Here is a 22,503-nt window from a genome sequence, read left to right as displayed (position 1 = left end):
ATGCCGAACCTCTCCATGGCCTCGGGCTTCGTCATGCCCTCGTCGACGACGGCGCGCGCGGCGGCGACCTTGGTCTCATATGAGTAGACGGCGTATTTCTTTCCCATGTCTGTCAGCCCCTCGATGCCGACGGATCTGTACGTGTCGATCCATTTTCTCACGGCCTCGTAGGGAACACCGATCAGGCTGGAGATGGCTTTGACACCGTTCCCCGCGTCGTAGAGCTCGGTGGCTTTCGACCTCGTGGCGGCGTCGTACAAAGTTCTTCGGGTCATGAAAGAAGCCTCCCTTTTCTCATGTCCAAGAAAAGGGAGGCGGTTCACACCTTGGATGGGGGCCGCCTCACCTTGGTCGCGCCCGCCACAGGGACCGCGGGCACTTCTCGCCCGTGGCCCCTTGCGTTCCTTGCTTGCAGGCGCCTTTTGCCCGCGGTTCCCTGGCCCTACTCGTTCTGCTCGAGGAAGCCCTCCACGACGGCGCCAAAATGTTCCTGCTGCTCGCCGTGGACCCAGTGAGTGCCGTCCTTGAAGAGCTCCCAGCGCGCGCCGGGGATGCCGTCGGCGATCTGCTTTGCGATGATCGGCGTGCACTCGTCGGCCGCACCCGAGGTGACCAGGGTCGGGACGTCAATCTGCCCCAGCTGGTCGACCACGCTCCAGTGCGAGAGCGCGCCCGTGACGACGAACTCGCTCATGCCCTGCATGAAGTGGTAGCACTGGTCGCCCACTGGGTCTGGCGGCGTGACGTCCTCGGGACAAAGCGCCTCGCTGGGGTTGAGCGAAACGTGGCGGCGGTAGTACTCCGCGGCCGCGGCCTTGACTTCGGGCCGCTCGTAGTCACCGTCGACATCCGCCTGCTCGAGCGCCTCCCTCATCTGCTGGGGAAGGTAGCTCCTCAGACGGATCGCCTCGCTGAGCCAGAGGTCCATGTCAGCCGGGGAGCTCGAGACCGTCATCGAGGCGAGGCCCTCGTGGCCGAAGCCGTGCCACGGCTCGCCGATGGCGTACATCATCGCCAGCATGCCGCCCCAGCTCTGCCCGAGGGCGTGCAGGCGGTCCCATCCATAGTGCTCCGCAAGGTACGAGCGGACGCAGCTGAGCTCTTCCAGGAAGAACGAGCAGCCCCACTTGTCGGGAAGAGGCGGCGTCTTCGAGTTGCCGCACGAGAGCTGGTCGTAGTAGACGACGGCACGCCCGTACTTTTGCGCGATTATGTCGAGCGGCCGCAGGTAGTAATGCGAGGCGCCCGGGCCGCCGTGAATCACCAGGAGCGGGAGCCTTCCCGACTCGCACTCCCCCACGACGCGGTAGTACGTCTGGTATCCCGCAAACGGGATGTAGCCTTCTTCTATCTTCATGGGCATGTTCCCCAGGTGTCGAGACGGTTACGTTCTTCTTATCATAACGCGAGGTAGATGCCCTTATTTATAGCCCTATCCGAACTGTCGCTATCACGTAACGCAAACGCGCGACAACACGTTTTGCGGCCGAGAAGTACCTAGCCCTCGCGCCTGATGGCGCGGAACATGCAGCTGCGGTGCCCGGTGTGGCAGGCGGGACCCGGCGAGTCGACGACAGCCAGCAGCGTGTCGCCGTCGCAGTCGACCAGGAGCGCCTTAAGCTGCTGCACGTTGCCCGAGGTGGCACCCTTGTTCCAGAGCTCCGAGCGGCTGCGCGACCAGAACCAGGTCGTGCCCGTCTGAAGCGTCAGGCGCAGCGACTCCTGGTTCATCCACGCGACCATGAGCACCTCGCCGGTGCCGTGCTGCTGGACCACGCAGGGCACAAGCCCCCTTTGGTCGAACTTGATGCCCGCGGCGTCGAGGTCGACCAGCTCGAGCGGCTCTCCCGCGTAGCACAGCGTCGCGTCCGATGGCAAAGTCTCGTCTGACATGGCATGCCCTTCTCTCTAGAAGCCTCTTAGAAGTCCAAGCGCACGGGAATGCCCTGTGACGCCATGTACTCCTTGACTTGGCGGATCGAGAACGTGCCGAAGTGGAAGACCGATGCGGCCAGGACCGCGTCCGCCTCGCCCTCGATGATGCCCTCAGCAAAGTGCTCGAGCGTGCCGACGCCACCCGAGGCGATGACGGGGATGGGGACGGCGCGGGCCACGGCGCGCGTCAGGGCGAGGTCGAAGCCCTCCTTGGTGCCGTCACGGTCCATGCTAGTCAGCAGGATCTCGCCAGCGCCGCGACGCGCGGCCTCCGTGGCCCATTCGACGGCGTCGATGCCGGTGGCAACACGACCGCCCGCCAGGTAGACCTCCCACTTGTCGGCCGTACCCTGGCGCTTTGCGTCGATCGCGCAGATGACCGCCTGGCTGCCGAAGGCCGTGGCGGCCGCGGTAATGAGCGCGGGGTCCTTGATGGCCGCGGAGTTGACGGACACCTTGTCCGCCCCGACCGAGATCATCTTGCGCATGCCCGCGACGTCGCGAAAGCCACCTCCCACGGTGTAGGGAATGCGCAGCTCCTGGGCTGCGCGGCTGGCAAGGTCAATGGTCGTCCTGCGATCGTCCGAGGTCGCCGTGATGTCGAGGAAGACGACCTCGTCAGCGCCCTCCCGGTCGTAGACGCGCGCGAGCTCGACGGGGTCGCCGGCATCGCGCAGGTCGACGAAGTTGACGCCCTTGACGACGCGACCGTCCTTCACGTCCAGGCAGGGTATGACTCGCTTGGTAAGCATGTGGCTCCTTCCTACAGGGCCGCCGCGAGGGCATCCTCGAGCGTGAAGTTCCCCTCGTAGAGTGCGCGGCCGGTGATGGCCCCCTCGATCACGTCGTTGCCGGCGGCGGCACAGGCGCGGATGTCGTCCAGGCTCGCAATGCCGCCCGAGGCGACCACCGGGAAGCCCGCGACGCGCGAGATGCGCCGGTACGCCTCGACGTCGATGCCCGTCTGCATGCCGTCACGGGCGATGTCGGTATAGACGAGGTGCCTGAAGCCCTGGTCGCGCAGGTCTGCGACGAGGGTCTCGGCCGAGACGCCTTCGCCCTCGCGCCAGCCGTCGATGCGCACCTCGCCGTCGCGGGCGGCGACATCGGCCACCACGTAGTCGGCGAAGTCGCGGGCGGCAGCCTCGCTGAAGGCGGGGTCGCGCACGAGCGCCGTGCCGATGGCGATGCGCTTGGCGCCGGCGTCGACCAGACGCTCGATTGCCGCCATGTCACGCACGCCGCCGCCGGTGTCCACGCTTATCCCCTCGACGGAGCAGATTGCGGCAATGGCGCGCGCATTCTTCTGCCTCGCGTCGGCGTCCTCGCGAAAGGCCGCCGAAAGGTCGACGACGTGGACCCAGTGGGCACCGCGCGCCGCGAAGTCGCGCGCGACGGCCACCGGGTCGTCGGAGTAAACGTCCATCTTCGAGCGGTCGCCGCGCTGCAGGCGCACCACCTGGCCGGCAACCAGGTCGATTGCGGGAAAGAGAATCACCACTACCCCCTGACGACGTTAACGAAGTTGCGCAGGATGACCTTGCCCGTACGCGAGGACTTCTCGGGATGGAACTGCACTCCAAAGACGTTGTCGGCCCACACGCCAGACGCGAAGCTGCGCGCGTAGTGCGTGACGGTCGCGACGATGCCGGGGTCGACGTCGTCGTCAAGCGCGTAGGAGTGCGTGAAGTAGAGGTTGGCGCCCTCGGGAACGTCCACGAACAGCGGGCAGCGATGGCCGTGGTCGGTCATGTGCGCCTGGTCCCAGCCCACGTGAGGCACCTTGAGTCGCGTCGACTCCAGGCGCGTTGCCGAGCCCTTAAGCAGACCCAGGCCACTCACCCACTGGTCGTCACCCGCCGCCTTGTCCGCGTCCCCGGGTTCGGCCGAGCGCTCGTTGCCACGCTCGAACAGCAGGTGAAGTCCCAGGCAGATGCCCAGGAAGGGTTTGCCGGCCCGCACGGCCTCGACCACGGCGTCGGCCTGGCCAGACTCGCGCATGTAGGCCATCGCGTCCTCGAAGGCACCGACGCCCGGCAGGATGACGGCGCGCGCGGCAGCGATGTCGACGGGGTCGTCAGACACGCAGACGCTGCCACCCACCTCGTCGACCGCGCGGGCGACGCTCTGCAGGTTTCCCTTGTGGTAGTCGACCACCACGATGTCGCCGCTCAGCATTAGAGGCTCCCCTTGGTCGACGGTATGCCATCGTTTCTTGGATCGAACTCGACGGCGGCGCGCAGCGCACGGGCAACCGCCTTGAAGGCGCACTCGAGCGTGTGGTGCGCGTTCTGCCCGGCAATCTTGCGCACGTGCAGGGTGATGCCCGCGTCGCGTGCGAAGCCCGCGAAGAACTCGTGGCCGAGCTCGGTGTCGAAGTTGCCCACCTTCTGAGCTTCGATGGGAACGTCCCAGTAGAGCTCACCGCGGCCGCTGATATCGATGGCCGCAAGCACCAGCGCCTCGTCCATGGGAACCGTCGCATCCGAGAAGCGCTTGATGCCGCGCTTGTCGCCCAGGGCCTGGGCCACGGCCTGTCCCAGCACGATGCCCACGTCCTCCACGGTATGGTGGTCGTCCACCCAGGTGTCGCCCTCGGCGCGGACGCTCAGGTCACACAGCGAGTGGCGACCCAGTGCGTTGAGCATGTGGTCGAAGAAGCCCACTCCCGTCTGGATGTCGCAGCTCCCGCTGCCGTCCAGGTCGATCGTGACCGTGATGTCGGTCTCCCCCGTCGTGCGGGAGACGGTTGCGATGCGATCCATTAGCGCTCCTCTCCAACAAGCGTCGACAGTGCGTCGAGCACGGCGTCGTTTTCCTCCGGCGTGCCCACGGTGATGCGCAGGCACCCCTCAAGACCCGGCGCGGACGAGAAGTCCCTCACCAGGATAGAGAACTCGTCCCTTAGGCGGCGGCGCACCCGAGCCGCATCGGGCACACGCACCAGCAGGAAGTTGGCCTCGCTGGGCCACACGCGCACGCCCCGGGAGGCCAGCTGGCCCAGCCCCTGGGCAAGACGTTCGCGCTCCTCGCGGATCTTCTGGATCGTGGGCTCGAACGACGCGCGGCCGCGCACCGCCGCGAGCGCCGCGGCCTGCGAGTACACGTTGACCGAATAGGGCTGGCGCACCGCGGCCAGCGCGCCGGAAATGGAGGGGCTGCACAGCAGGTAGCCAATGCGCGCGCCCGCCAGGCAAAACGCCTTCGACAGCGTGTGCAGGACGGCAAGGTTCTCGAACTCGCCCAGAAGCGGCGCGGCGCTCGAGCCCTCGTGGGCAAACTCCATGTAGGCCTCGTCCAACAGGACGACGCCGGGGCACGCCTGGCAGAGCCGGCGCGCGTCCTCGACAGAGAACAGGTCACCCGTGGGGTTGTTGGGCGAGGTGACTATCACCAGGCTCGCCGTGCGCGCCGCCTCGACCAGAGCGTCAACGTCGATCGCGAACGTGTCGCTGTCACGCGGGACGTCGACCACCTGGGTCTCGACCAACTCTGCGTACAGGCGGTAGACCGTAAACGTCGGCGGCACGTTGGCCAGCACGTGACCTTGCCCGCCAAAGGCAAGAAACAGGTTAAAGAGCAGCTCGTCGCCACCGTTGCCCACGATCACCTGCGATGGGGCAACACCGTGCCACGCAGCGAGCTCAGCGCGCAGCTCGTCCGAGAGCGGCTGCGGGTAGCGGTTGGCGCTCACCGCGCACAGCGCCTCGTTCACCTTTGCGCGCACGTCATCGGGCATGCCATAGGTGTTCTCGTTGGCCGAAAGGTTGATGCGCGACGGCGTGAACGCAGGGTCGTATGGCTCGAGGGCCGCCGCACTCGGGCGCATGGCCGCGCGGATGCTGTCTGATATTGCTTGGGACATCTGTGGTGACCTCCTTGTGGGCGTCTGGTCGCATCGTGGGCTCCCTCGCCGCATCCCCTCGACCTTCGCCGAGAAGTGCACGCGGCCGTCGTCGTCCTACAGCCTGGGCACGCCCGGTTCGTCGAGCTTGCGGGGCCAGGCGCACTCCATGGCACCCTCACAGGCCTTGGCGGAGTCTGCGAACGCCTGACCGCCCTCGTCAAGCAACCTCATGCGCATGCCGACGGAGAGCGCGTGCGCCCAGAGCCCCTCGGCCTGAGCCATCGCCTGGACGGCGGGACCGTCGGCGCGCAGTCCCTCGGGACTGTAGCTGATGACGCTCGAGCGCTTGGTGAAGTCATACACGCCCAGGGGGCTCGAGAACCTGGCCGTGCCACCGGTGGGCAGCGTGTGGTTGGGACCGGCAACGTAGTCGCCCAGGGGCTCAGAGCTCCAGGCGCCCACGAAGATCGCGCCTGCGTTGCGCACCTTGCCCACGAGCGAAAACGCATCCGCGCAGTGAAGCTCGAGGTGCTCGGGCGCGACGACGTTCATCGCGTCGATGGCCTCGTCGAGCGTGTCGCACACCACGATCAGACCGTTGTCGTCGAGCGAGGCGCGCGTGATCTTCTCGCGCGGGCTCTGCGAGACCAGCGCCTCGACCGCCTGGAGCACGCGGCCGGGAAGCTCCTCGTCGCAGGTCACCAGGTAGCAGGCTGCCATGGGGTCGTGCTCTGCCTGCGCCATGAGGTCGGCCGCAACCACCGCGGGGTCGGCCGTGGCATCGGCGAGGATGCCGACCTCGGAGGGGCCGGCAACCATGTCGATCCCGACGTCTCCGGACACGTAGCGCTTGGCGGCGGCGACGAACGCGTTGCCGGGACCCACGATCTTCTCGACCGCAGGAATGGATTCGGTGCCATAGGCGGCCGCGGCGATTGCCTGGGCACCCCCCACCGCGTAGACCTCGTCGACGCCGGCGACGGCCGCGGCGGCGAGGGTGTAGGCGGAAAGCGAGCCGTCGCGCTGGGGCGGGGTCAGCATGACCACGCGCTCGACGCCGGCGACCTTGGCGGGGATGGAGTCCATGAGGACCGTGGACGGGTACTGGGCGCGCCCACCGGGAACGTAGAGCGCCGCCGAGGCGACGGGGGTCACCTTGACGCCCAGGACGGTCCCGTTGGGGCGCGTCATGAACCAGGACTCCTCACGCTCGCGCTGGTGGAACTCCTCGATCTGCGCGGCGGCCTTATTGAGCGCCGCGAGGAACTCGGGGTCGACCATGTCGAGCGCACCCTGGATGACAGACTCGTCGACGCGGAAGCTCTGGGGGCAGGCCCCGTCGAACTTCAGACAATAGTCGCGCACCGCCTGGTCGCCGCCCTCGCGCACGGCATCCACGATGGCCTGGGCGGACTCCATGACCTCGCGGGGCAGGGCACCCTCGCGACGGAGCTCGTCCTTGGTAAGCTGCTGGCCGGCAGAAAGCCTAACGGTCCTCATTGCTGCTCCCCTCTTGCGCGCAGGCACGCTGGAGCCTCTGGGCCAGGTCGCGGATGCGCTCGTCGGAGCGATAGGCCGCCGGACCTGCGAAGAAGCGTGCGGTACATTCCATTACCTCGTCGACGACGACGAGGTCGTTCTCCCTGAGCGTGGTCCCCGTGGCGGTGATGTCCACCAGGCGGTCCGTCATGCCGACGATGGGGCCAAGCTCGATGTTTCCGTGCAGCTGGACGATGTCGACCTGCTGTCCGATGGAGTCGTAGTAGTTCTGGGTGATGCGCGGGTACTTGGTCGCCACGCGCACGCTGCCACGCCACGCCGCCGCGGCGTCGGCGTCGCCGGCCTTGCTCGCGGGCTCTGCCACGACGAAACGGCAGGCGCCAAAGTGCAGGTCGACCAGCTGGAGCACGTCGATGCCGGCCTCGATGATGGAGTCGTTGCCGCAGATGCCGCAGTCGGCGCCGCCGTGGCCCACGAAGACCGGAGCGTCCTGGGCGCGCACGATGACATACTCGACGCCCTCGGCGGGAATGATCAGCCTACGACCGGGGTCGCGCAGCTCGTCGACGGGAAGGCCCGCCCGCTCGAGCAGGCGCACGGCGTCCTTGAAGAGGCCGCCCTTGGGAACCGCGATGCGCAGCGGGCGCTCGGCGTTTCGGGCGCGCGCCGAGACGACGCCAGACTCGCCCTGCTCGCCCAGGACCTCCTGCATGCATTCGAGCGAGAGCGCGAAGCCGCAGGACGCCACGTCGGGACGGCCCAAGTTCGCCAGGACCGCGTCATAGCGCCCGCCCGAGGCGATGGAGGCAGTCGTGGCCTCGGAGTACGCCTTGAACACGACGCCCGTGTAGTAGTCGAAGGAGTTGATGATCGAGAAGTCAAAGGTCAGACGCTGCTTGGCCTTGGCATCGAGGCCGGCCACGAGCTCGCGAAGCTCGCGCGTGCCGCGCTCTTCCTCTGCGACGCCCGCCCGGCCCAGCAGCTCGTCGATCTGGTCGAGCACGTCGGCGTCGCCCGCCAGGCGGCAGATGCCGTGCAGGGCGCTCGCGGCGACGGGAGCCAAGCTCCCCGCCGCGTCAATCAGCTCGTCGAGGCCCACCAGGTCGGAGCCGTGTACAAGCTCCATCGCCCGGGCTCGGAACTCCTCGCTGGGAGCCGTCGCATCGAGCAGCGCCTTGAGCGGCGTCACCGAGCCGCAGACGATCTTCCACGCGGGAACCCTCAGGGCAGCAAGCGTCTCGGCCAGAAGGGAGATGACCTCGACCTCGGGGGCAATCCCCTCTCCGCCAAAGAGCTCGACGCCCAGCTGCGTGAACTGGCGCGGCTGACCCTTGAGCGTGGACTCCTCGCGCACCACCGGCGCGGCGTAACGCAGGCGAACCGGGAGCGACCCGTCCGAGAAGCGCGTGGACACCATGCGCGCGATGGGCAGCGTCAGGTCGGGGCGCAGCACCAGCAGGCTGCCGTCGACGTCGAAGAGCTGGAACGGGGTGTTCTGCAGACGGCCGCCACGGTCGAGCACGGCACGGTCCTCCAGCAGCGGCGTCTCGACGGGAAGGTACCCATGGGACGAGAAGCACGACCTCACGGTCTGCGTGATTCGTTCGCGTGCAAGGGCCTCGGTGGGAAGGATGTCCCTAAAGCCCCTGGGAGTCCTGGCTAGCAAGAGCGTCTCCTCTCGTCCGCCTTGTGAAGTCGCAGGCAGAAGGCTTGTTGCGAGGTCGTTCCCCACAGCCTCCCGCCCGCTTCACTTTAGCGTGCTACAGTGCTTGTGATGGAGGTACTTTATCACACTAAAGTACCCGGCAGTGCACCTGATTGAAGAATATACGAGCAGGAAACAAAGGAATGGAAGCGTTACCTGTTTGCCACGTTGAGCCGCGTTTTCTCCGCCAGCGGCGGTCGGCGCCGAAGTCCGACGCGCTTCGGGGGGGCGGGCCCGGGCGACGAGCCCTAGCGGCAGATGTCGGCGAACTGGGCGCCGATGAAATCCGCAAGCTCCTCGGGGTTGAGGCGAAGCGAGATGCCACGCCTGCCACCCGAGATGCCAATCAGGTCGAACAGCTGGGCGGTCTCGTCAATAAGTGTGGGGAACTGCTTCTTCATGCCCACGGGCGTGCAGCCGCCGCGAACGTAGCCGGTGGTGGGCTCGAGGTCCTTCATGTGCATCATCGAGAGGCTCTTCTCGCCCGCCGCCGCAGCCGCCTTCTTCAGGTCGAGCTCCTCGGCCACCGGGACGCAGCACACGACGTGCCCGCCGGAGGGCGTGACGGTCACCAGGGTCTTGAACGCGGATTCGGGGTCCTCCCCCAGCATCTCCGAGATGCGCACGCCAACGCCAGTCGAAAGGTCCTCGTTGTCGGCGTCGTAGCTCTGGAGCTCGTACGAGATGCCCCCGCGCTCCAGCTCTCGCATCGCGTTGGTCTTCTGGACCTTCTCCTTCTTCGCCACTAGCGCGTCGCCATCCTCTCTCGGTCGCGTTCAAGAATCGGGGCAAGGTACTTGCCCGTGTACGAGCCCTCCGTCGCGGCGATCTGCTCGGGAGTCCCGTAGCCCACGATGGTACCACCGCCCTCGCCGCCCTCGGGCCCGAGGTCGATGATCCTGTCGGCCACCTTGATGACGTCGAGGTTGTGCTCGATCACCAGGACGGTGTTGCCCGCGTCGACCAGCTTCTGGAGCACGTCGACCAACATGCGCACGTCCTCGAAGTGCAGGCCTGTCGTAGGCTCGTCCAGAATGTAGAAGGTCTTGCCCGTCTGGGTGCGGTGCAGCTCCTTGGCCAGCTTGACGCGCTGGGCCTCACCGCCCGACAACGTGGTGGCAGGCTGGCCCAGGTGCACGTAGCCCAGGCCCACGTCGTAGAGGGTCTGCAGCTTCTTCTTGATGCGCGGGATGTTCGCGAAGAACGCCAGCGCCTCGGTCACCGTCATGTCGAGCACGTCCGAGATCGACTTGCCGTGGTAGGTGACCTCGAGGGTCTCGCGGTTGTAGCGCTTCCCACCGCAGACCTCGCAGGGCACGTAGATATCCGGCAGGAAGTTCATCTCGATCTTGATCTGGCCGTCGCCCTTGCAGGCCTCGCAGCGGCCGCCTGACACGTTGAACGAGAACCGCCCGGCCGAGTAGCCGCGGGCGCGGCTCTCGGGCGTAGATGCGTACAGGTTGCGCAGGTCGTCCCACAGGCCGATGTAGGTCGCGGGATTGGAGCGCGGCGTGCGGCCGATGGGGCTCTGGTCGATGTCGATCACCTTGTCGATCAGCTTGTTGCCCTCGTCGTCTACCACGCCCTCGAACTTGCGATAGGGACCGACGAAGCGCGAGGCGTGCTGCACCTCGTTCGCAAGCAGCGGTGCGATGGTGTTGGTGACCAGCGACGACTTGCCCGAGCCCGAAACGCCGGTGACGACCGTGAGGGTTCCGAACTCGACCTTGGCCGACACGTTCTTGAGGTTGTTCGCGCGGCAGCCGGAGATCCTGAACGCACCGCGCCGGGGGTTGCGGCGCTTGCCCGGCAACTCGATCATGCGCTTGCCCGTGAGGTACTTGCCCGTGAGCGAATCGGGGTTTCGCATGATCTGGTCGGGCGTGCCGGCCGCGACGACGTCGCCGCCCAGCTCGCCGGCACCGGGCCCCATGTCGATGACGTAGTCCGCCGCGCGGATGGTGTCCTCGTCGTGCTCGACCACCAGCACGGTGTTGCCCTGGTCGCGCAGGCGTCGCAGCGTATCGATCAGTCGGTCGTTGTCGCGCTGGTGCAGACCGATGGAGGGCTCGTCCAGGATGTAGAGGACGCCCATCAGGCCGGCGCCAATCTGCGTGGCCAGGCGGATGCGCTGCGCCTCGCCGCCCGAGAGCGTGGTGGCCGCGCGCGAGAGCGTAAGGTAGTCCAGGCCGACGTTCACCATGAAGCGAAGGCGCGCGACGATCTCCTTGACGATGGGACCGCCAATGAGGTGCTGGCGCTCGGTCAGCTGCAGTCCCTCGAAGAAGCGCAGGCTCTCCTTGCAGGAGAGGTCGCAGACCTCCTGGATGTTCTTCTCGCCCACCGTGACCGCAAGGTACTCCGGCTTGAGTCGCGCGCCGTGGCAGGTGGGGCACGGTACCTCGCGGATGTAGCGCTCGAGCCTGGCCTTGACCGAATCGGACGAGGTCTCGCCGTACTTCTCGAACAGGATGGACCTCACGCCCGAGAACGTCGTGAACCAGTGCGTGTTGCGGCCGTCCTTGGTGACGTAGTCGACCTTCACCTTGGTTGAGCCCAGGCCGTCGAGAAGTGCCTTCTGGGTCTTTTTGGAGAGCTCCTCCCACGGCGTCTTGGGGTCTTCGCCCATGTGCCTGACCACGGCCGCGAACACCTGCGGATAGTAGTTGGAGCGGTTGAACGTGTCGCCGAAGACGCCGTCCGCAACCGAGACGGTCGGGTCCTCGATGAGCGCCTCGGCGTCGACCGTGCGCAGCGTGCCGATGCCGTCGCAGTCCGGGCAGGCGCCGTAGGGCGCGTTGAACGAGAAGTCGCGCGGCTGCAGGTCGTCGATGGAGTGGCCGTGCTCGGGGCAGGCGAGCGCCAGCGAGTAGCTCAGGAGGTCGCCCTCCGTCCCCTCCGGGGCGTCGCGGTCGGGCAGCAGGTAGAAGCTGACGCGGCCCGACGCGAGCTTGGTGGCCTGCTCGACGGCCTCGGCGATGCGACCCAGTGAGTTCTCGCGGATGACGATGCGGTCGACCACAACCTCGATGGAATGCTTGTACTTCTTGCCGAGCCTGATCTCCTCGTCGAGCTCACGGACCTCGCCGTCCACGCGGACGCGGCTGAAGCCCTCCTTGCGCAGGTCCTCGAAGAGCTTGGTGTACTCGCCCTTGCGCCCCAGGACGACGGGAGCGAGCACGTAGGCCCTCCTGCCCTGGCCGGTGGCGAGGACCTTGTCCGCCACCTGGTCGGTGGTCTGGCGGCTGATGGGGCGACCGCACTCGGGGCAGTGCGGCGTGCCAATGCGCGCGAACAGAAGGCGCAGGTAGTCGTAGATCTCGGTCACCGTGCCCACCGTGGAGCGCGGGTTGCGGCTGGTGGTCTTCTGGTCGATGGAGACCGCGGGGCTCAGGCCGTCGATGGAGTCGAGGTCGGGCTTGTCCATCTGTCCGAGGAACATGCGCGCGTAGCTGGAGAGCGACTCGACGTAGCGACGCTGGCCCTCCGCGTAGACGGTGTCGAACGCGAGGCTCGACTTGCCCGAGCCCGAAAGGCCCGTGATGACCACGAGCTTGTCGCGCGGAATGGTGACGTCGATGTCGCGAAGGTTGTGCTCGCGCGCTCCGCGGATGACGATGGAATCTGAGGCCATGCTCTTCTCCAACCCTCTTGCCAAAATCCCGGCAGCCGCTCGGCCCGGAGGGCTCCGGGTCACGCTGGCTGCCCACACGGTTTCTTCCCTCTGATTCTAGCGGCTGCGTGGCGGCGGCTCCGCAAGTGCTGGCGTGGCTGCATCATTTTCGTATAGAACACATGTTTGGTGCTCGGGCGAGCGGCGGGTGGCGTATGCGACGGGGCGCGTTGGGTAGAATCAAGGGGCTGAAGATTTGTAAGGTTCATGCGGGCCGCGCGCGTCCGGCGCCCGCTGAAGGAAGGAAGCGCATGGCAGAGTTTGACGAGGAGGCCGTCCGCAGCGACGTCGAGGCCGTTTTCGGCCACAGGTCCAAGCATGAGGGTCCCGAGAAGTACCAGGTAAACGACAAGTCGAGCATCAAGCACGTGGTTGGTGTCATCTCGGGAAAGGGCGGCGTCGGCAAGTCGCTTGTCACGGGAATCCTCGCCACAGAGCTCACGCGCAAGGGTCACAAGGTCGGCATTCTTGACGCGGACATCACCGGCCCCTCCATCCCCAAGATGTTCGGGCTTTCAGGCCAGCACGTCCTGGGCCAGGACGACAAGATCGTTCCCGCCGAGTCCAAGGGTGGCGTGAAGATCATCAGCACCAACCTGATCCTGCAGAACGAGAACGACCCCGTGCTCTGGCGCGGCCCCATGCTCATGGGCGCCCTGAAGCAGTTCTACGAGGACACCCTCTGGGGCGACATTGACTACCTGCTGGTCGACATGCCGCCGGGAACGGGTGACGTAGCGCTGACCGTCTTCCAGTCGCTCCCCATCGAGGGCGTCGTGATCGTCAGCTCGCCACAGGACCTGGTGCAGGTCATCGTGGGCAAGGCCGTCAAAATGGCTGCCATGATGGACGTGCCCGTGCTCGGCGTGGTCGAGAACATGAGCTACATGGAGTGTCCCGACTGCGGAAAGAGGCTCGAGCCGTTCGGGCCCAGCCACCTGGACGAGATCGTGGGCGAGTTCAACGTCAGGGACCTGGGGCGCATCCCCATCGACCCCAGGGTCGCCGCAGCCTGCGACGCCGGCACCTTCGAGAGCGAGCTCCCCTCCGGACTCATTCCGGACGCCGTCGAGACGGTCGAGGGATAGCCGTGGCGCGAGTTGGCTCGCATGCGGGCAAGGCGCGTTCGGGCAAGAGGCCCTCGCGCGCGCAGGAGAGGGAGCGCCTGCTGGCACGGGCTGCCGAGGTCACGGTCGACGAGCGCTACGACGTCGCCGTCATAGGCGGTGGCGCAGCTGGCCTCGCGGCGGCCATCAGCTCCGCCGAGGCAGGGGCCAAGACGCTCGTGCTCGAGTCCGCTCCCGAGTGCGGTCGCAGCATCCTCGCCACCGGCAACGGGCGCTGTAACTTCTCGACCGTCGAACTCGGCGCTGAGCGCTTCAACGACCCGGAATTCGTGGGCCAGGCCTTCGGCGACGACCCGCTGGGCGACATCCTGAACTTCTTCCGTGACTCCAACATGCGCTGGGCGCTTGAGGATGGGCGCCTCTACCCGCTCTCGCGCAGGGCGGCATCGGTCAGGAACGTCCTGCTGCATCGCGCGCGTGAGGCCGGGGCCACGTTGGCGCCCGCACGCCCGGTGACGTCCGTCGAGCGGGACGGCAAGTCCTTCTCGCTAGCGTTTGAGCAGCTCTTTGACGAGGGACGCAAGACAAGGACGCGTGCCGGCCGCGTGGTCGTCGCCACCGGCGGCGGTACGGCGGAGGCGCTCGGCCCGCTGGGACTCGAGGTCACGGAGACGAGGAAGGTGCTCTGCCCCATCGCCTGCGAGGACTCCCCGCTGGCCGCGCTCGACGGCTGCCGCGCCCAGGTGCGCGCGCAGCTGAGTCACGGGATGTTCCCGTGCTGGAGCGAGCGCGGCGAGGTCCTGTTCCGCAGTTATGGGCTTTCGGGCATCGTCATCTTCAACATGTCACGCGAGGTGCTTGCGGGCGACCTGGTCGCGATTGACCTCGTGCCCGACGTGAATGCCTCCGAGCTTCGCCAGATGATTGACCCCCTCATGCACGGGGACTTCGAGGACGGTTGCGTCGACGGTGTGGTCGATCCCAAGATCGCGAGCGTACTCGGGAGCCTCGCGCGATCTGGGTGGCAGGGGCCGAGCGCCGAAGACCCCACGGACGAGAGCGCCTCGGAACGGCTCATCGGCCTGCTGAAGGGACTGCCCTTCCGAACCCTGGGAACCACGGACGCCAGCAGCGCACAGGTGACGCGCGGCGGGCTCAAAAACGACCAGTTCGACGCCACGACGCTAGAGGCCCTTCGGATTCCGGGACTGTTCGCCTGCGGCGAGACGCTCGACGTCGACGGAGCCTGCGGAGGGTACAACCTGTCGTGGGCATGGAAGAGCGGCATGGTTGCGGGAAGCGCGGCCGCGCAGGCCTAGCAAGCAGATAGAATTGAGGGGCCGAGCCAGATGGCTTGGCCCTCTTTTCCCACCGGTACCCGCCAGCGTCTTGTCAGGAGTAGACGTGCTCGACATTTCCAACATCCGCATTCCGGTCGACCAGCTTGACGGCACGGAGCGTACCGAGGAGCTCGCTCTTCGCAAGGCCGTCCTGCGAAAGCTGCACGTCACCCCCGACGACCTGCTCTCTGTCGAGCCGCGCAAGCGTTCGATCGACGCGCGCAAGAAGAACGACGTGCACTTCACCTACAGCGTCCGCGTCATCCTGCGCGGCCGGGCCAACGCCGAGCGCGACCTCATGGCCAAGCTCAAGCGCCGCCACGGCGACGGAAGCGTCCGGATAGCAGAGCCCAAGCCCTTCTCGCTCCCCGGGTACCTGGGCACCGAGCGCGTCGGGCGCCCGGTCGTCGTAGGTGCGGGATGCGCCGGCCTCTTTTGTGCGCTCGCGCTGGCCGAGGCGGGACTCGAACCGCTCCTGATCGAGCGTGGCCAGGACGCCACGAGGCGCACTGCGGCAATCGAGCACTTCAACGAGACCGGCGAGCTAAACCCCGAGTCGAACATCCAGTTTGGCCTGGGCGGCGCCGGAACGTTCAGCGACGGCAAGCTCGCAACGGGGACGAAGAGTCGCGCGCATCGCTACATATTGGAGACCCTCGTCGAGGCCGGGGCCCAGCGCGAGATCCTGTGGGACGCCAAGCCCCACGTGGGCAGCGACGTCCTCCCTCAGGTGGTCACGCACATCCTCAACCAGATCGAGGAGCTCGGCGGCGAGGTGCGCCTGTCGTGCCGCATGACCGAGATCGAGATCGCGGACACGCCCTCGCCCCACGTGACCTCGGTGACCCTCGAGCAGCACGACCCACAGACCGGGCTCGTCATCAGCCAGAAGGCTGCGGCCTCCAACGTCGTGATCGCCTGCGGTCACTCGGCGCGCGACGTGTTCGAGCTTCTTCGCGAGCGCGGCGTCGCCATGGAACGCAAGACCTTCGCCATGGGCGTGCGCATCGAGCACCTGCAGTCGATGGTCGACCGCTCGCAGTACGGCGCCTTCGCAGGGCACCCCGCCCTGGGAGCCGCCCCGTACAAGCTGGTCGCGCACCTGGACAACAAACGCAGCGCGTTCTCGTTCTGCATGTGCCCCGGCGGCTACGTAGTCGCCGCCGCAAGCGAGCCCGGAGGGGTCGTCACCAATGGCATGAGCCTCTCGGACCGCGCAGGAACCAATGCGAACTCGGGATTCCTCGCGAACGTCTTCCCCGATGACCTTCCCGGCAACGACGTCCTAGCCGGCGTCGAGCTCCAACGCCAGTGCGAGAAGGCCGCCTTTGCGGCAGGTGGAGGCGGATACGTCGCTCCCGCCCAGCTGGTTTCCGACTTCCTCCAGGGAACGCCCTCCTCTGCGGGTGGCAGCATCGAGCCAACCTATCCACGCGGGGTTGCCTGGGGTGACGTGAGCCAGTGCCTTCCCGGCTACGTGAGTGACACCCTGCGCGGCGCCATCCCTAGGATGGACCGTCAGCTTCATGGGTTCAACACCGCCGATGCCGTGCTCACGGGAGTGGAGACGCGCTCGAGCTCGCCCGTTCGTGTGACCCGCGACAAGGGCTGCCAGTCAATCTCGACCGCCGGACTCTGGCCCTGCGGCGAGGGCGCCGGCTATGCCGGCGGCATCATGAGCGCTGCGACCGACGGCCTGCGCGTGGCGGCAGCGCTCGTCGAGTCACTGGGATAGGCCCGCGGCCACCCAAATCGGCTGTCGGAAGCTCGCGGTCACCGTAATCGCTCGTTGGAAGCTCTTTGGGTGACCGAGGGGACTGACCGAGGGGGCGATTGACCGAAAGCCCATCGTCACTTCGGCAGCAGCACGTTCAGCAATATCTCACGCTTGCGGCGGACCGTTGCATCACGAGCGCGCTTCCCCTTGCGTCAGCGCTCGCCTTTCGACAAGCCATGTCCAGCGGCAGCGAAAAACGCTTTCGATGAGACCATCGCTCGAGTCGAGCCTCGCAAGGTCAGCGTAGGTCACGGGTATCACGGAATACCCGTTCAGGCTGTAGCCTCTCCAGCGACTGCGATCCGAAACGCAAGGGTCCTCAAAGCCGTGGAACGCACGGCCGTCGCACTCGCTGACCATTTTCATGTCCGGGAACAGCATGTCTGGGATCACCTTAATGGGACCTCCGCCCATGCCGGAAGGTCCGTCCAGGTAAAGAGACGGGTTATTCTCGGGGGCGGGAAAGCTGATTCCGCCGTATCGGGGAGGCAGCGCCAGAATGGCATAGGTCGCCGCCTCAAGAGGTGACGCAAACCTCTCCTTCGCAAGCAGAAAAATTAGCCGCGATCAACCAATTCGGAGACGGCTCGGCGAACCGTAATCCTGCTGACGGAATAGATCTGGGACAGCTCGCCCTCGGAGGGAATCCGCTGTCCCGTTTGGTACTTGCCGCTGTCGACATCGTCCTTGATGCTATCCATCACCTGCTGGTACAGCGGGGTAAGTGACGCCTCCACTAGCCTCATCCCAATCCCTCAGACGGCGAGAAGGGACAGAACCCCCTCGCGCCATACGGCTGCCGGCAAAGCGTCCGGGCCATACGGGCACATAACAAGTCATGACATTGTATGACATGTTCCAGTTGCATCGGATGACGGACTCGTCGACCGCCTGGCAGAAACACCCGAAGCCAGGCGGAACGGGGAATTCGAAAGATTTGGACTTGCCCCACGAGGCAGTTTCCTCAAAAAAAGAGGTCCAGCCTACGAGAGGACCTCCACGAGCCGGTCGAGCTCGTCCTCCTGGCCCATACCCGTCAGAAAGGCGACGCCGTTGATAGTCGGTACGTCGTAGTCCTTCTCGGTCTTGACAACGGGCACGTAAGCCACAGCACCCTCGAGGGCCTCGTCGAGGTCCTTCACCTCTGCCGCCTGAACGTCAGCCTCTACGTCGCGCTCCTCAAGGAGCTTCGTGATCTTCTGGGCGACCATCTTTGAGGTGGCGATGCCGGAGCCGCACGCCACGATGACCTTTTTCGACATGGAGTTCCTTTCTCTCGGCAGGTTTCAGTCTACCAGCGAAAACGGAGGGGTTCGCAACTTGTCACACAGTTGTGAGGTTTGGCAGCTCATCCCGAAGCCGCCGACCGGGTCACACTCCGCCCCTGCGTCCTCCTAGTGCTTCTTGCGGAAGCGGCGGCGCGTGGCATGGGCCGAACCCTTGCGCGCACCGGCCTTGAGGCGGTTCATCACGTCGTCGGCCGAAGTGCCCTCAAGATGGCTTCGCAGCTCGACCACCTGGTCACGCAGACGCGCGGCACGCTCGAAGTCCATGTCGGCAGAGGCCTGGACCATCTCGTCCTCGAGGGCACCAAGAATCTGCGCGACCTCCTGCTTGGGCAGCGCGGAGAGCTCATCGGCAACCGACGAAATGGTGCGCTCGTGCTCGCACCCCTCCCTGTCCGGAAGGTCCTCGTCGCCCTTGGCGGTAAAGAACTCGCCGCCGACGCGCGACTTGGTGCCCAGGGTCTTCTCGGCCTCCACGATGAAGCTCGTGACGTCGGTGATCGACTTGCTGATGGTCTTGGGTACGATGCCGTGCTCCTCGTTGAAGGCCATCTGAATCTTGCGGCGGCGGGCGGTCTCGCCCATGGCCTCGCGCATGGAGTCCGTAATCGTGTCGGCATACATGACGACCTCACCCTGGGCGTTTCGCGCAGCGCGGCCCATGGTCTGGATGAGCGAGCGGCGATTGCGCAGGAAGCCCTCCTTATCCGCGTCGAGGATCGCGACGAGCGAGACCTCGGGGATGTCGAGGCCCTCGCGCAGAAGGTTGATGCCTACCAGGACGTCGATCTTGCCCAGGCGCAGGTCGCGAATGATGTCGATGCGGTCGAGCGTGGCGGTGTCAGAGTGCATGTAGTTGACGCGCACGCCCTCGTCCAGAAGGTGGTCGGTCAGGTCCTCGGCCATGCGCTTGGTGAGGGTTGTGACCAGCACGCGCTCCTTCTTGGCGACGCGGGTCTTGATCTCGTCCATCAGGTCGTCAATCTGGCCGCGCACAGGGCGCACCTCGACCTTGGGGTCGAGCAGGCCCGTCGGTCGAATGACCTGCTCGACCTCCTGCTCAGAAACTGCTTCCTCGTAGTCACCCGGCGTCGCAGAGACGTAGACGAACTGCGGGATGCGCGCCTCGAACTCGTCGAAGCGCAAAGGGCGGTTGTCGAGCGCCGAGGGCAGGCGGAAGCCGTGGTCGATCAGCGTAACCTTGCGGGAACGGTCGCCCTCGTACATGCCGCGAATCTGGGGCACCGTGACGTGGGACTCGTCAATGATGCAGAGCATGTCCTTGGGGAAGTAGTCGATCAGCGTGTAGGGAGGCTCGCCGGGACGACGGCCGTCCATGTGGCGCGAGTAGTTCTCGATGCCGGAGCAGTAGCCCATGGTCTCGAGCATCTCGACGTCGTAGCCGGTGCGCTGCGACAGGCGCTGTGCCTCGAGGATCATGTCGTTGTCCTTCAGCTCCTTCACGCGGCCCTCGAGCTCCTCCTCGATGGTCTTGATGGCGTGGTTCACCTTGGGACGCTCGGTAACGTAGTGGGAGGCGGGCCAGATGGGAATTGCGTCGTACTCGCGGACAATCTCGCCCGTCACGCCGTCGATCTCTGCGATGAGCTCGACCTCGTCGCCGAAGAAGCTAATGCGCAGGGGGTTCTCCGCGTAGGGCGGGAACACGTCGACGGTGTCGCCGCGCACGCGAAACATACCGCGCTGCAGCTCGTAATCGTTGCGGTCGTACTGAATGTCGATGAGCTCCTTGATGAGGTCGTCGCGTTCCAGGGGAACTGACTTGTCGACGTTGGGGGCAAGGCCAGCGTAGTCCTGGGGCGAGCCAATGCCGTAGATGCACGAGACCGACGCGACCACGATGACGTCTCGCCGGGAGAGCAGACTCGAGGTGGCCTGGTGACGGAGCTTTTCGACCTCCTCGTTGATGGAGGCGTCCTTCTCGATGTAGGTGTCCGTCTGCGGGACGTAGGCCTCGGGCTGGTAGTAGTCGTAGTAGCTGACGAAATAGACGACCGCGTTGTTGGGGAACATCTCCTTCATCTCGCTGGCGACCTGTGCCGCAAGCGTCTTGTTGGGCTCCATGATGAGCGTGGGCTTCTGGACGGCCTCGATGGTCTTGGCCATCGAGAAGGTCTTGCCCGACCCTGTGACGCCCAGCAGCGTCTGGTAGCGCAGTCCCGCCTTGATGCCCTCGGAGAGCTTCTTGATGGCATTCGGCTGGTCGCCGGCCGGCTCGAAGGGAGAGACGACCTCAAGCCGCTCGTCACCGTGCTCGAGCCCGAAGCGCTTGAGCTCTGCGCCGACGCGCTCGCGCGCCTCTGCCGTGCCCGCAAGGGGCTCGTAGGTAATGGTCTGGCCCGTTTCGCTCACGAACGAGCGCTCCTGCGTCTGTGACACCCTGCCTCCTTAGGTCCTCGTATAGAACAAGTGTACCCATGTGCACAAGGACTATGCCAGAAGCGCCCGCGGTCGCGGCGGGTGCGGCATTGCGGCGCCCGGAACCTCTAGAAGAGCGAGCCTGAGTTCTCGATGCCGTCGGGATACAGCTGGCGATAGCGTCCCTGCGCATCGTTCACGCGCACCAGGTACGAGGCCGTCTCGGCGAACTGAACCGTCTCGTTCACGTTGCCGCCGTTGGCAGTCCACTGCGAGACCGAGCCCAGACCGGCGTTGTAGGCGGCGATGACCTCGTCCTGCGACTTGAGGTTGCGCTGCAGGTAGGCCAGGTAGGCGGTGCCGTACTCGATGTTGGTCGCCGGATCGGTCAGGTCATTGGGGTTGTAGGTGCGGCTGTCGACCAAGCCCAGGCGCGCCACCTCGGCCGAGGTCGAGGGCATCATCTGCATCAGGCCGACCGCGCCAGCCGAAGAGGTGACGTTGGGATCCCAGTTCGACTCGCACTTGACCACGGCGCAGACCAGGTACTCGTCCACCCCGTAGCGCTGCGAGGCGCTCTTGATGATCTCGGCGTACCTGACGGGATACAGGACCTTCCTGACGACCTTGGCAGGGGCAATGCCGATGCCGGCCGTAACAACGCACAGGGCAAGCATCACCATGATGGGAATCGTTCTGAACCACCTGAAGAAGCGCGCGTCGCTCATGGCAGCCCCCCTCTCAGTCAGTAAGTAGTCTTTCGCTTGGTTCCGCGGGGCGGGCGGCTAGCGGGCACGCGTCGGCCAGCCCATGCGCTCACGCGCGGCCCACCAGGCGCGGACCTTATCCAGCAGCTCGTCGAGCGAGCCGTCGTTGGCAAGCTCGGTGTCACATGCGCGACGCAGGTAGTCGTCGTCCGGCTGGCCGGCCAGACGGCGCCTGAAGTCCTCCTCCGCAACGCCGCGCCCCAAAGCGTGGCGCAGACGCACTTCGGGAGAGCATGTGACGCACACGAGCTCGTCGGCAAAGTCCAACTGGCCCTCCATGCGGTCGAGCAGTGGGACCTCGACCACACGCACCCGGGCGTCCTCGGCAGGCCCCGCACCATCCCCCGCCCCGGTGTCATCGTCAGGCGAGTAGAGCTCGCGCTCCAGCTCGCGTTGGATGTAGGGAAGCTCGATCTTCTCTAGAAGGGCCGACCGTTCGGGCGTCGTGAAGGCCCTCTGCGCAATCAGGCCACGGTTCAGCTCGCCCGTGGCCTGATCGACGATGTCATCTCCAAAGGCACGCGCGAGCCCGTCGACGCAGGGGCTGCCCGGCCTCATGACGAGGCGCGAGATCGCATCGAGGTCGATGCGACGGGCACCCAAGCGCTCAAGCTCGCGCGCAACGGTCGACTTGCCGGACGCAATGGAGCCGGTGAGCACCACCGTGTAGGGTCGTTGCGCCATGCGTGCTACGACTTGCTGTCAAACTTCTGCTTGCAGCGCGGGCAGGTGATCCTGATGTGGCCCTTGCCACGCGGCACGCGCACCTTCTGGTGGCAGTTGGGGCAGGTCGCGTGTTTGTAGGCACGCGCGTCCTTGACGGCGGCCACGGGGTTGGTGATGAAGGGGCGCACGGGGCCGGCAAACTCGGCGAAGGCCATGCTCTCCTTGCGGCGCTGGTTGATGTCGGTCGAGACCACGCGGAAGATCGCGTAGGCGAGAAGCGCCAGCATCAGCAGGCTGATGACGAGGTTGTTCGCGAAGATGTTGATGATGGCCAGGATGACCATTAGTTCGATGCAGGCAAGGCTCAGCTCGTCGGCACCGTTGCGGCCGCGCATGAAGTCCTGGACCTTGTTCATGAAGTCGTTCATTGCCATTGCCTCTCAGACCACGGGTTAGTGAAGTGCCTTGCGGCCGAGGCCCTGCCCCTGCGGGCATGTGCGTCGGCCACGACTCGCCTACCCATTATGACAGTTTCGCGGTGCGCCTCAAGAAGCCGCAAAA

General features: G+C 66.0%; 21 protein-coding genes. 3 read left to right on the top strand and 18 right to left on the bottom strand.

Annotated features, from left to right (window positions below):
• The 12 genes from B5D13_RS08320 to uvrA all read right to left on the bottom strand — a co-directional run.
• Window positions 1-275, bottom strand: a 275-nt coding sequence (locus B5D13_RS08320) for a helix-turn-helix domain-containing protein (RefSeq protein ID WP_143327736.1), incomplete at its 3' end; no start/stop codon positions are given.
• A gap of 167 nt (window positions 276-442) precedes the next feature.
• Window positions 443-1,357, bottom strand: a complete 915-nt coding sequence (locus tag B5D13_RS08315) for a proline iminopeptidase-family hydrolase (protein WP_159444018.1) — start codon at window positions 1,355-1,357, stop codon at window positions 443-445.
• A 140-nt stretch (window positions 1,358-1,497) separates the two neighbouring features.
• On the bottom strand, window positions 1,498-1,893 hold the full coding sequence (gene hisI / locus B5D13_RS08310) for a phosphoribosyl-AMP cyclohydrolase (protein WP_078687841.1): 396 nt from the start codon (window positions 1,891-1,893) through the stop codon (window positions 1,498-1,500).
• 26 nt (window positions 1,894-1,919) lie between these two features.
• Window positions 1,920-2,687 (bottom strand): imidazole glycerol phosphate synthase subunit HisF, encoded by a 768-nt coding sequence (hisF, locus tag B5D13_RS08305; protein ID WP_078687840.1) that lies wholly within the window; start codon window positions 2,685-2,687, stop codon window positions 1,920-1,922.
• A gap of 11 nt (window positions 2,688-2,698) precedes the next feature.
• Window positions 2,699-3,433: a 1-(5-phosphoribosyl)-5-[(5-phosphoribosylamino)methylideneamino]imidazole-4-carboxamide isomerase gene (locus tag B5D13_RS08300; protein ID WP_078687839.1), complete on the bottom strand. Its 735-nt coding sequence runs from the start codon at window positions 3,431-3,433 to the stop codon at window positions 2,699-2,701.
• Window positions 3,434-3,435: 2 nt separating this feature from the next.
• Window positions 3,436-4,113: an imidazole glycerol phosphate synthase subunit HisH gene (gene hisH, locus B5D13_RS08295; protein ID WP_078687838.1), complete on the bottom strand. Its 678-nt coding sequence runs from the start codon at window positions 4,111-4,113 to the stop codon at window positions 3,436-3,438.
• Window positions 4,113-4,700, bottom strand: a complete 588-nt coding sequence (gene hisB, locus B5D13_RS08290) for an imidazoleglycerol-phosphate dehydratase HisB (protein WP_078687837.1) — start codon at window positions 4,698-4,700, stop codon at window positions 4,113-4,115. Before hisB ends, hisH begins: the two co-directional genes overlap by 1 nt.
• Window positions 4,700-5,800, bottom strand: coding sequence for a histidinol-phosphate transaminase (gene hisC, locus B5D13_RS08285; RefSeq protein ID WP_078687836.1), 1,101 nt, complete (start codon window positions 5,798-5,800; stop codon window positions 4,700-4,702). Before hisC ends, hisB begins: the two co-directional genes overlap by 1 nt.
• A 96-nt stretch (window positions 5,801-5,896) precedes the next feature.
• A complete protein-coding gene (hisD, locus tag B5D13_RS08280) occupies window positions 5,897-7,282 on the bottom strand; it encodes a histidinol dehydrogenase (protein WP_078687835.1) in 1,386 nt (461 codons plus the stop codon).
• Window positions 7,269-8,948 (bottom strand): ATP phosphoribosyltransferase, encoded by a 1,680-nt coding sequence (gene hisG, locus B5D13_RS08275; RefSeq protein ID WP_078687834.1) that lies wholly within the window; start codon window positions 8,946-8,948, stop codon window positions 7,269-7,271. The genes hisD and hisG overlap by 14 nt, the downstream gene beginning before the upstream one ends.
• 287 nt (window positions 8,949-9,235) lie before the next feature.
• Window positions 9,236-9,733 (bottom strand): Cys-tRNA(Pro) deacylase, encoded by a 498-nt coding sequence (gene ybaK, locus B5D13_RS08270; protein WP_078687833.1) that lies wholly within the window; start codon window positions 9,731-9,733, stop codon window positions 9,236-9,238.
• Window positions 9,733-12,621, bottom strand: a complete 2,889-nt coding sequence (gene uvrA / locus B5D13_RS08265; RefSeq protein WP_078687832.1) for an excinuclease ABC subunit UvrA — start codon at window positions 12,619-12,621, stop codon at window positions 9,733-9,735. The genes ybaK and uvrA overlap by 1 nt, the downstream gene beginning before the upstream one ends.
• Window positions 12,622-12,911: 290 nt before the next feature.
• On the opposite strand from uvrA, the gene B5D13_RS08260 reads away from it, so the two are divergent.
• The 3 genes from B5D13_RS08260 (at window position 12,912) to B5D13_RS08250 (ending at window position 16,802) form a co-directional block, all read left to right on the top strand.
• Complete coding sequence (locus B5D13_RS08260) at window positions 12,912-13,748, top strand: Mrp/NBP35 family ATP-binding protein (protein ID WP_078687831.1); 837 nt, start codon at window positions 12,912-12,914, stop codon at window positions 13,746-13,748.
• A 2-nt stretch (window positions 13,749-13,750) separates the two neighbouring features.
• Window positions 13,751-15,046: an aminoacetone oxidase family FAD-binding enzyme gene (locus B5D13_RS08255; RefSeq protein WP_159444017.1), complete on the top strand. Its 1,296-nt coding sequence runs from the start codon at window positions 13,751-13,753 to the stop codon at window positions 15,044-15,046.
• An 85-nt stretch (window positions 15,047-15,131) separates the two neighbouring features.
• A complete protein-coding gene (locus B5D13_RS08250) occupies window positions 15,132-16,802 on the top strand; it encodes an NAD(P)/FAD-dependent oxidoreductase (protein ID WP_078687829.1) in 1,671 nt (556 codons plus the stop codon).
• A 599-nt stretch (window positions 16,803-17,401) separates the two neighbouring features.
• On the opposite strand, the gene B5D13_RS08240 is transcribed toward B5D13_RS08250, so the two are convergent.
• The 6 genes from B5D13_RS08240 to B5D13_RS08215 form a co-directional block, all read right to left on the bottom strand.
• Complete coding sequence (locus B5D13_RS08240) at window positions 17,402-17,590, bottom strand: GntR family transcriptional regulator (RefSeq protein ID WP_078687827.1); 189 nt, start codon at window positions 17,588-17,590, stop codon at window positions 17,402-17,404.
• 237 nt (window positions 17,591-17,827) lie between these two features.
• Window positions 17,828-18,106, bottom strand: a complete 279-nt coding sequence (locus B5D13_RS08235) for a PTS sugar transporter subunit IIB (RefSeq protein ID WP_078687826.1) — start codon at window positions 18,104-18,106, stop codon at window positions 17,828-17,830.
• Between the two features lie 132 nt (window positions 18,107-18,238).
• Window positions 18,239-20,482, bottom strand: coding sequence for an excinuclease ABC subunit UvrB (uvrB, locus tag B5D13_RS08230; protein WP_078687846.1), 2,244 nt, complete (start codon window positions 20,480-20,482; stop codon window positions 18,239-18,241).
• Between the two features lie 155 nt (window positions 20,483-20,637).
• On the bottom strand, window positions 20,638-21,237 hold the full coding sequence (locus tag B5D13_RS08225) for a lytic transglycosylase domain-containing protein (RefSeq protein WP_078687825.1): 600 nt from the start codon (window positions 21,235-21,237) through the stop codon (window positions 20,638-20,640).
• A gap of 57 nt (window positions 21,238-21,294) precedes the next feature.
• Window positions 21,295-21,960: a dephospho-CoA kinase gene (gene coaE / locus B5D13_RS08220; protein ID WP_078687824.1), complete on the bottom strand. Its 666-nt coding sequence runs from the start codon at window positions 21,958-21,960 to the stop codon at window positions 21,295-21,297.
• Between the two features lie 5 nt (window positions 21,961-21,965).
• Window positions 21,966-22,370: a zinc-ribbon domain-containing protein gene (locus B5D13_RS08215; protein ID WP_234970840.1), complete on the bottom strand. Its 405-nt coding sequence runs from the start codon at window positions 22,368-22,370 to the stop codon at window positions 21,966-21,968.
• Window positions 22,371-22,503: the final 133 nt, after the last annotated feature.

The sequence above is a fragment of the Olsenella sp. KH1P3 genome (assembly GCF_900167315.1).
Classification (GTDB): domain Bacteria; phylum Actinomycetota; class Coriobacteriia; order Coriobacteriales; family Atopobiaceae; genus Olsenella_J; species Olsenella_J umbonata_A.
The sequence above is the reverse complement of the archived record's forward strand: the minus strand, read 5'-3'. Positions and strand labels throughout refer to the sequence as shown.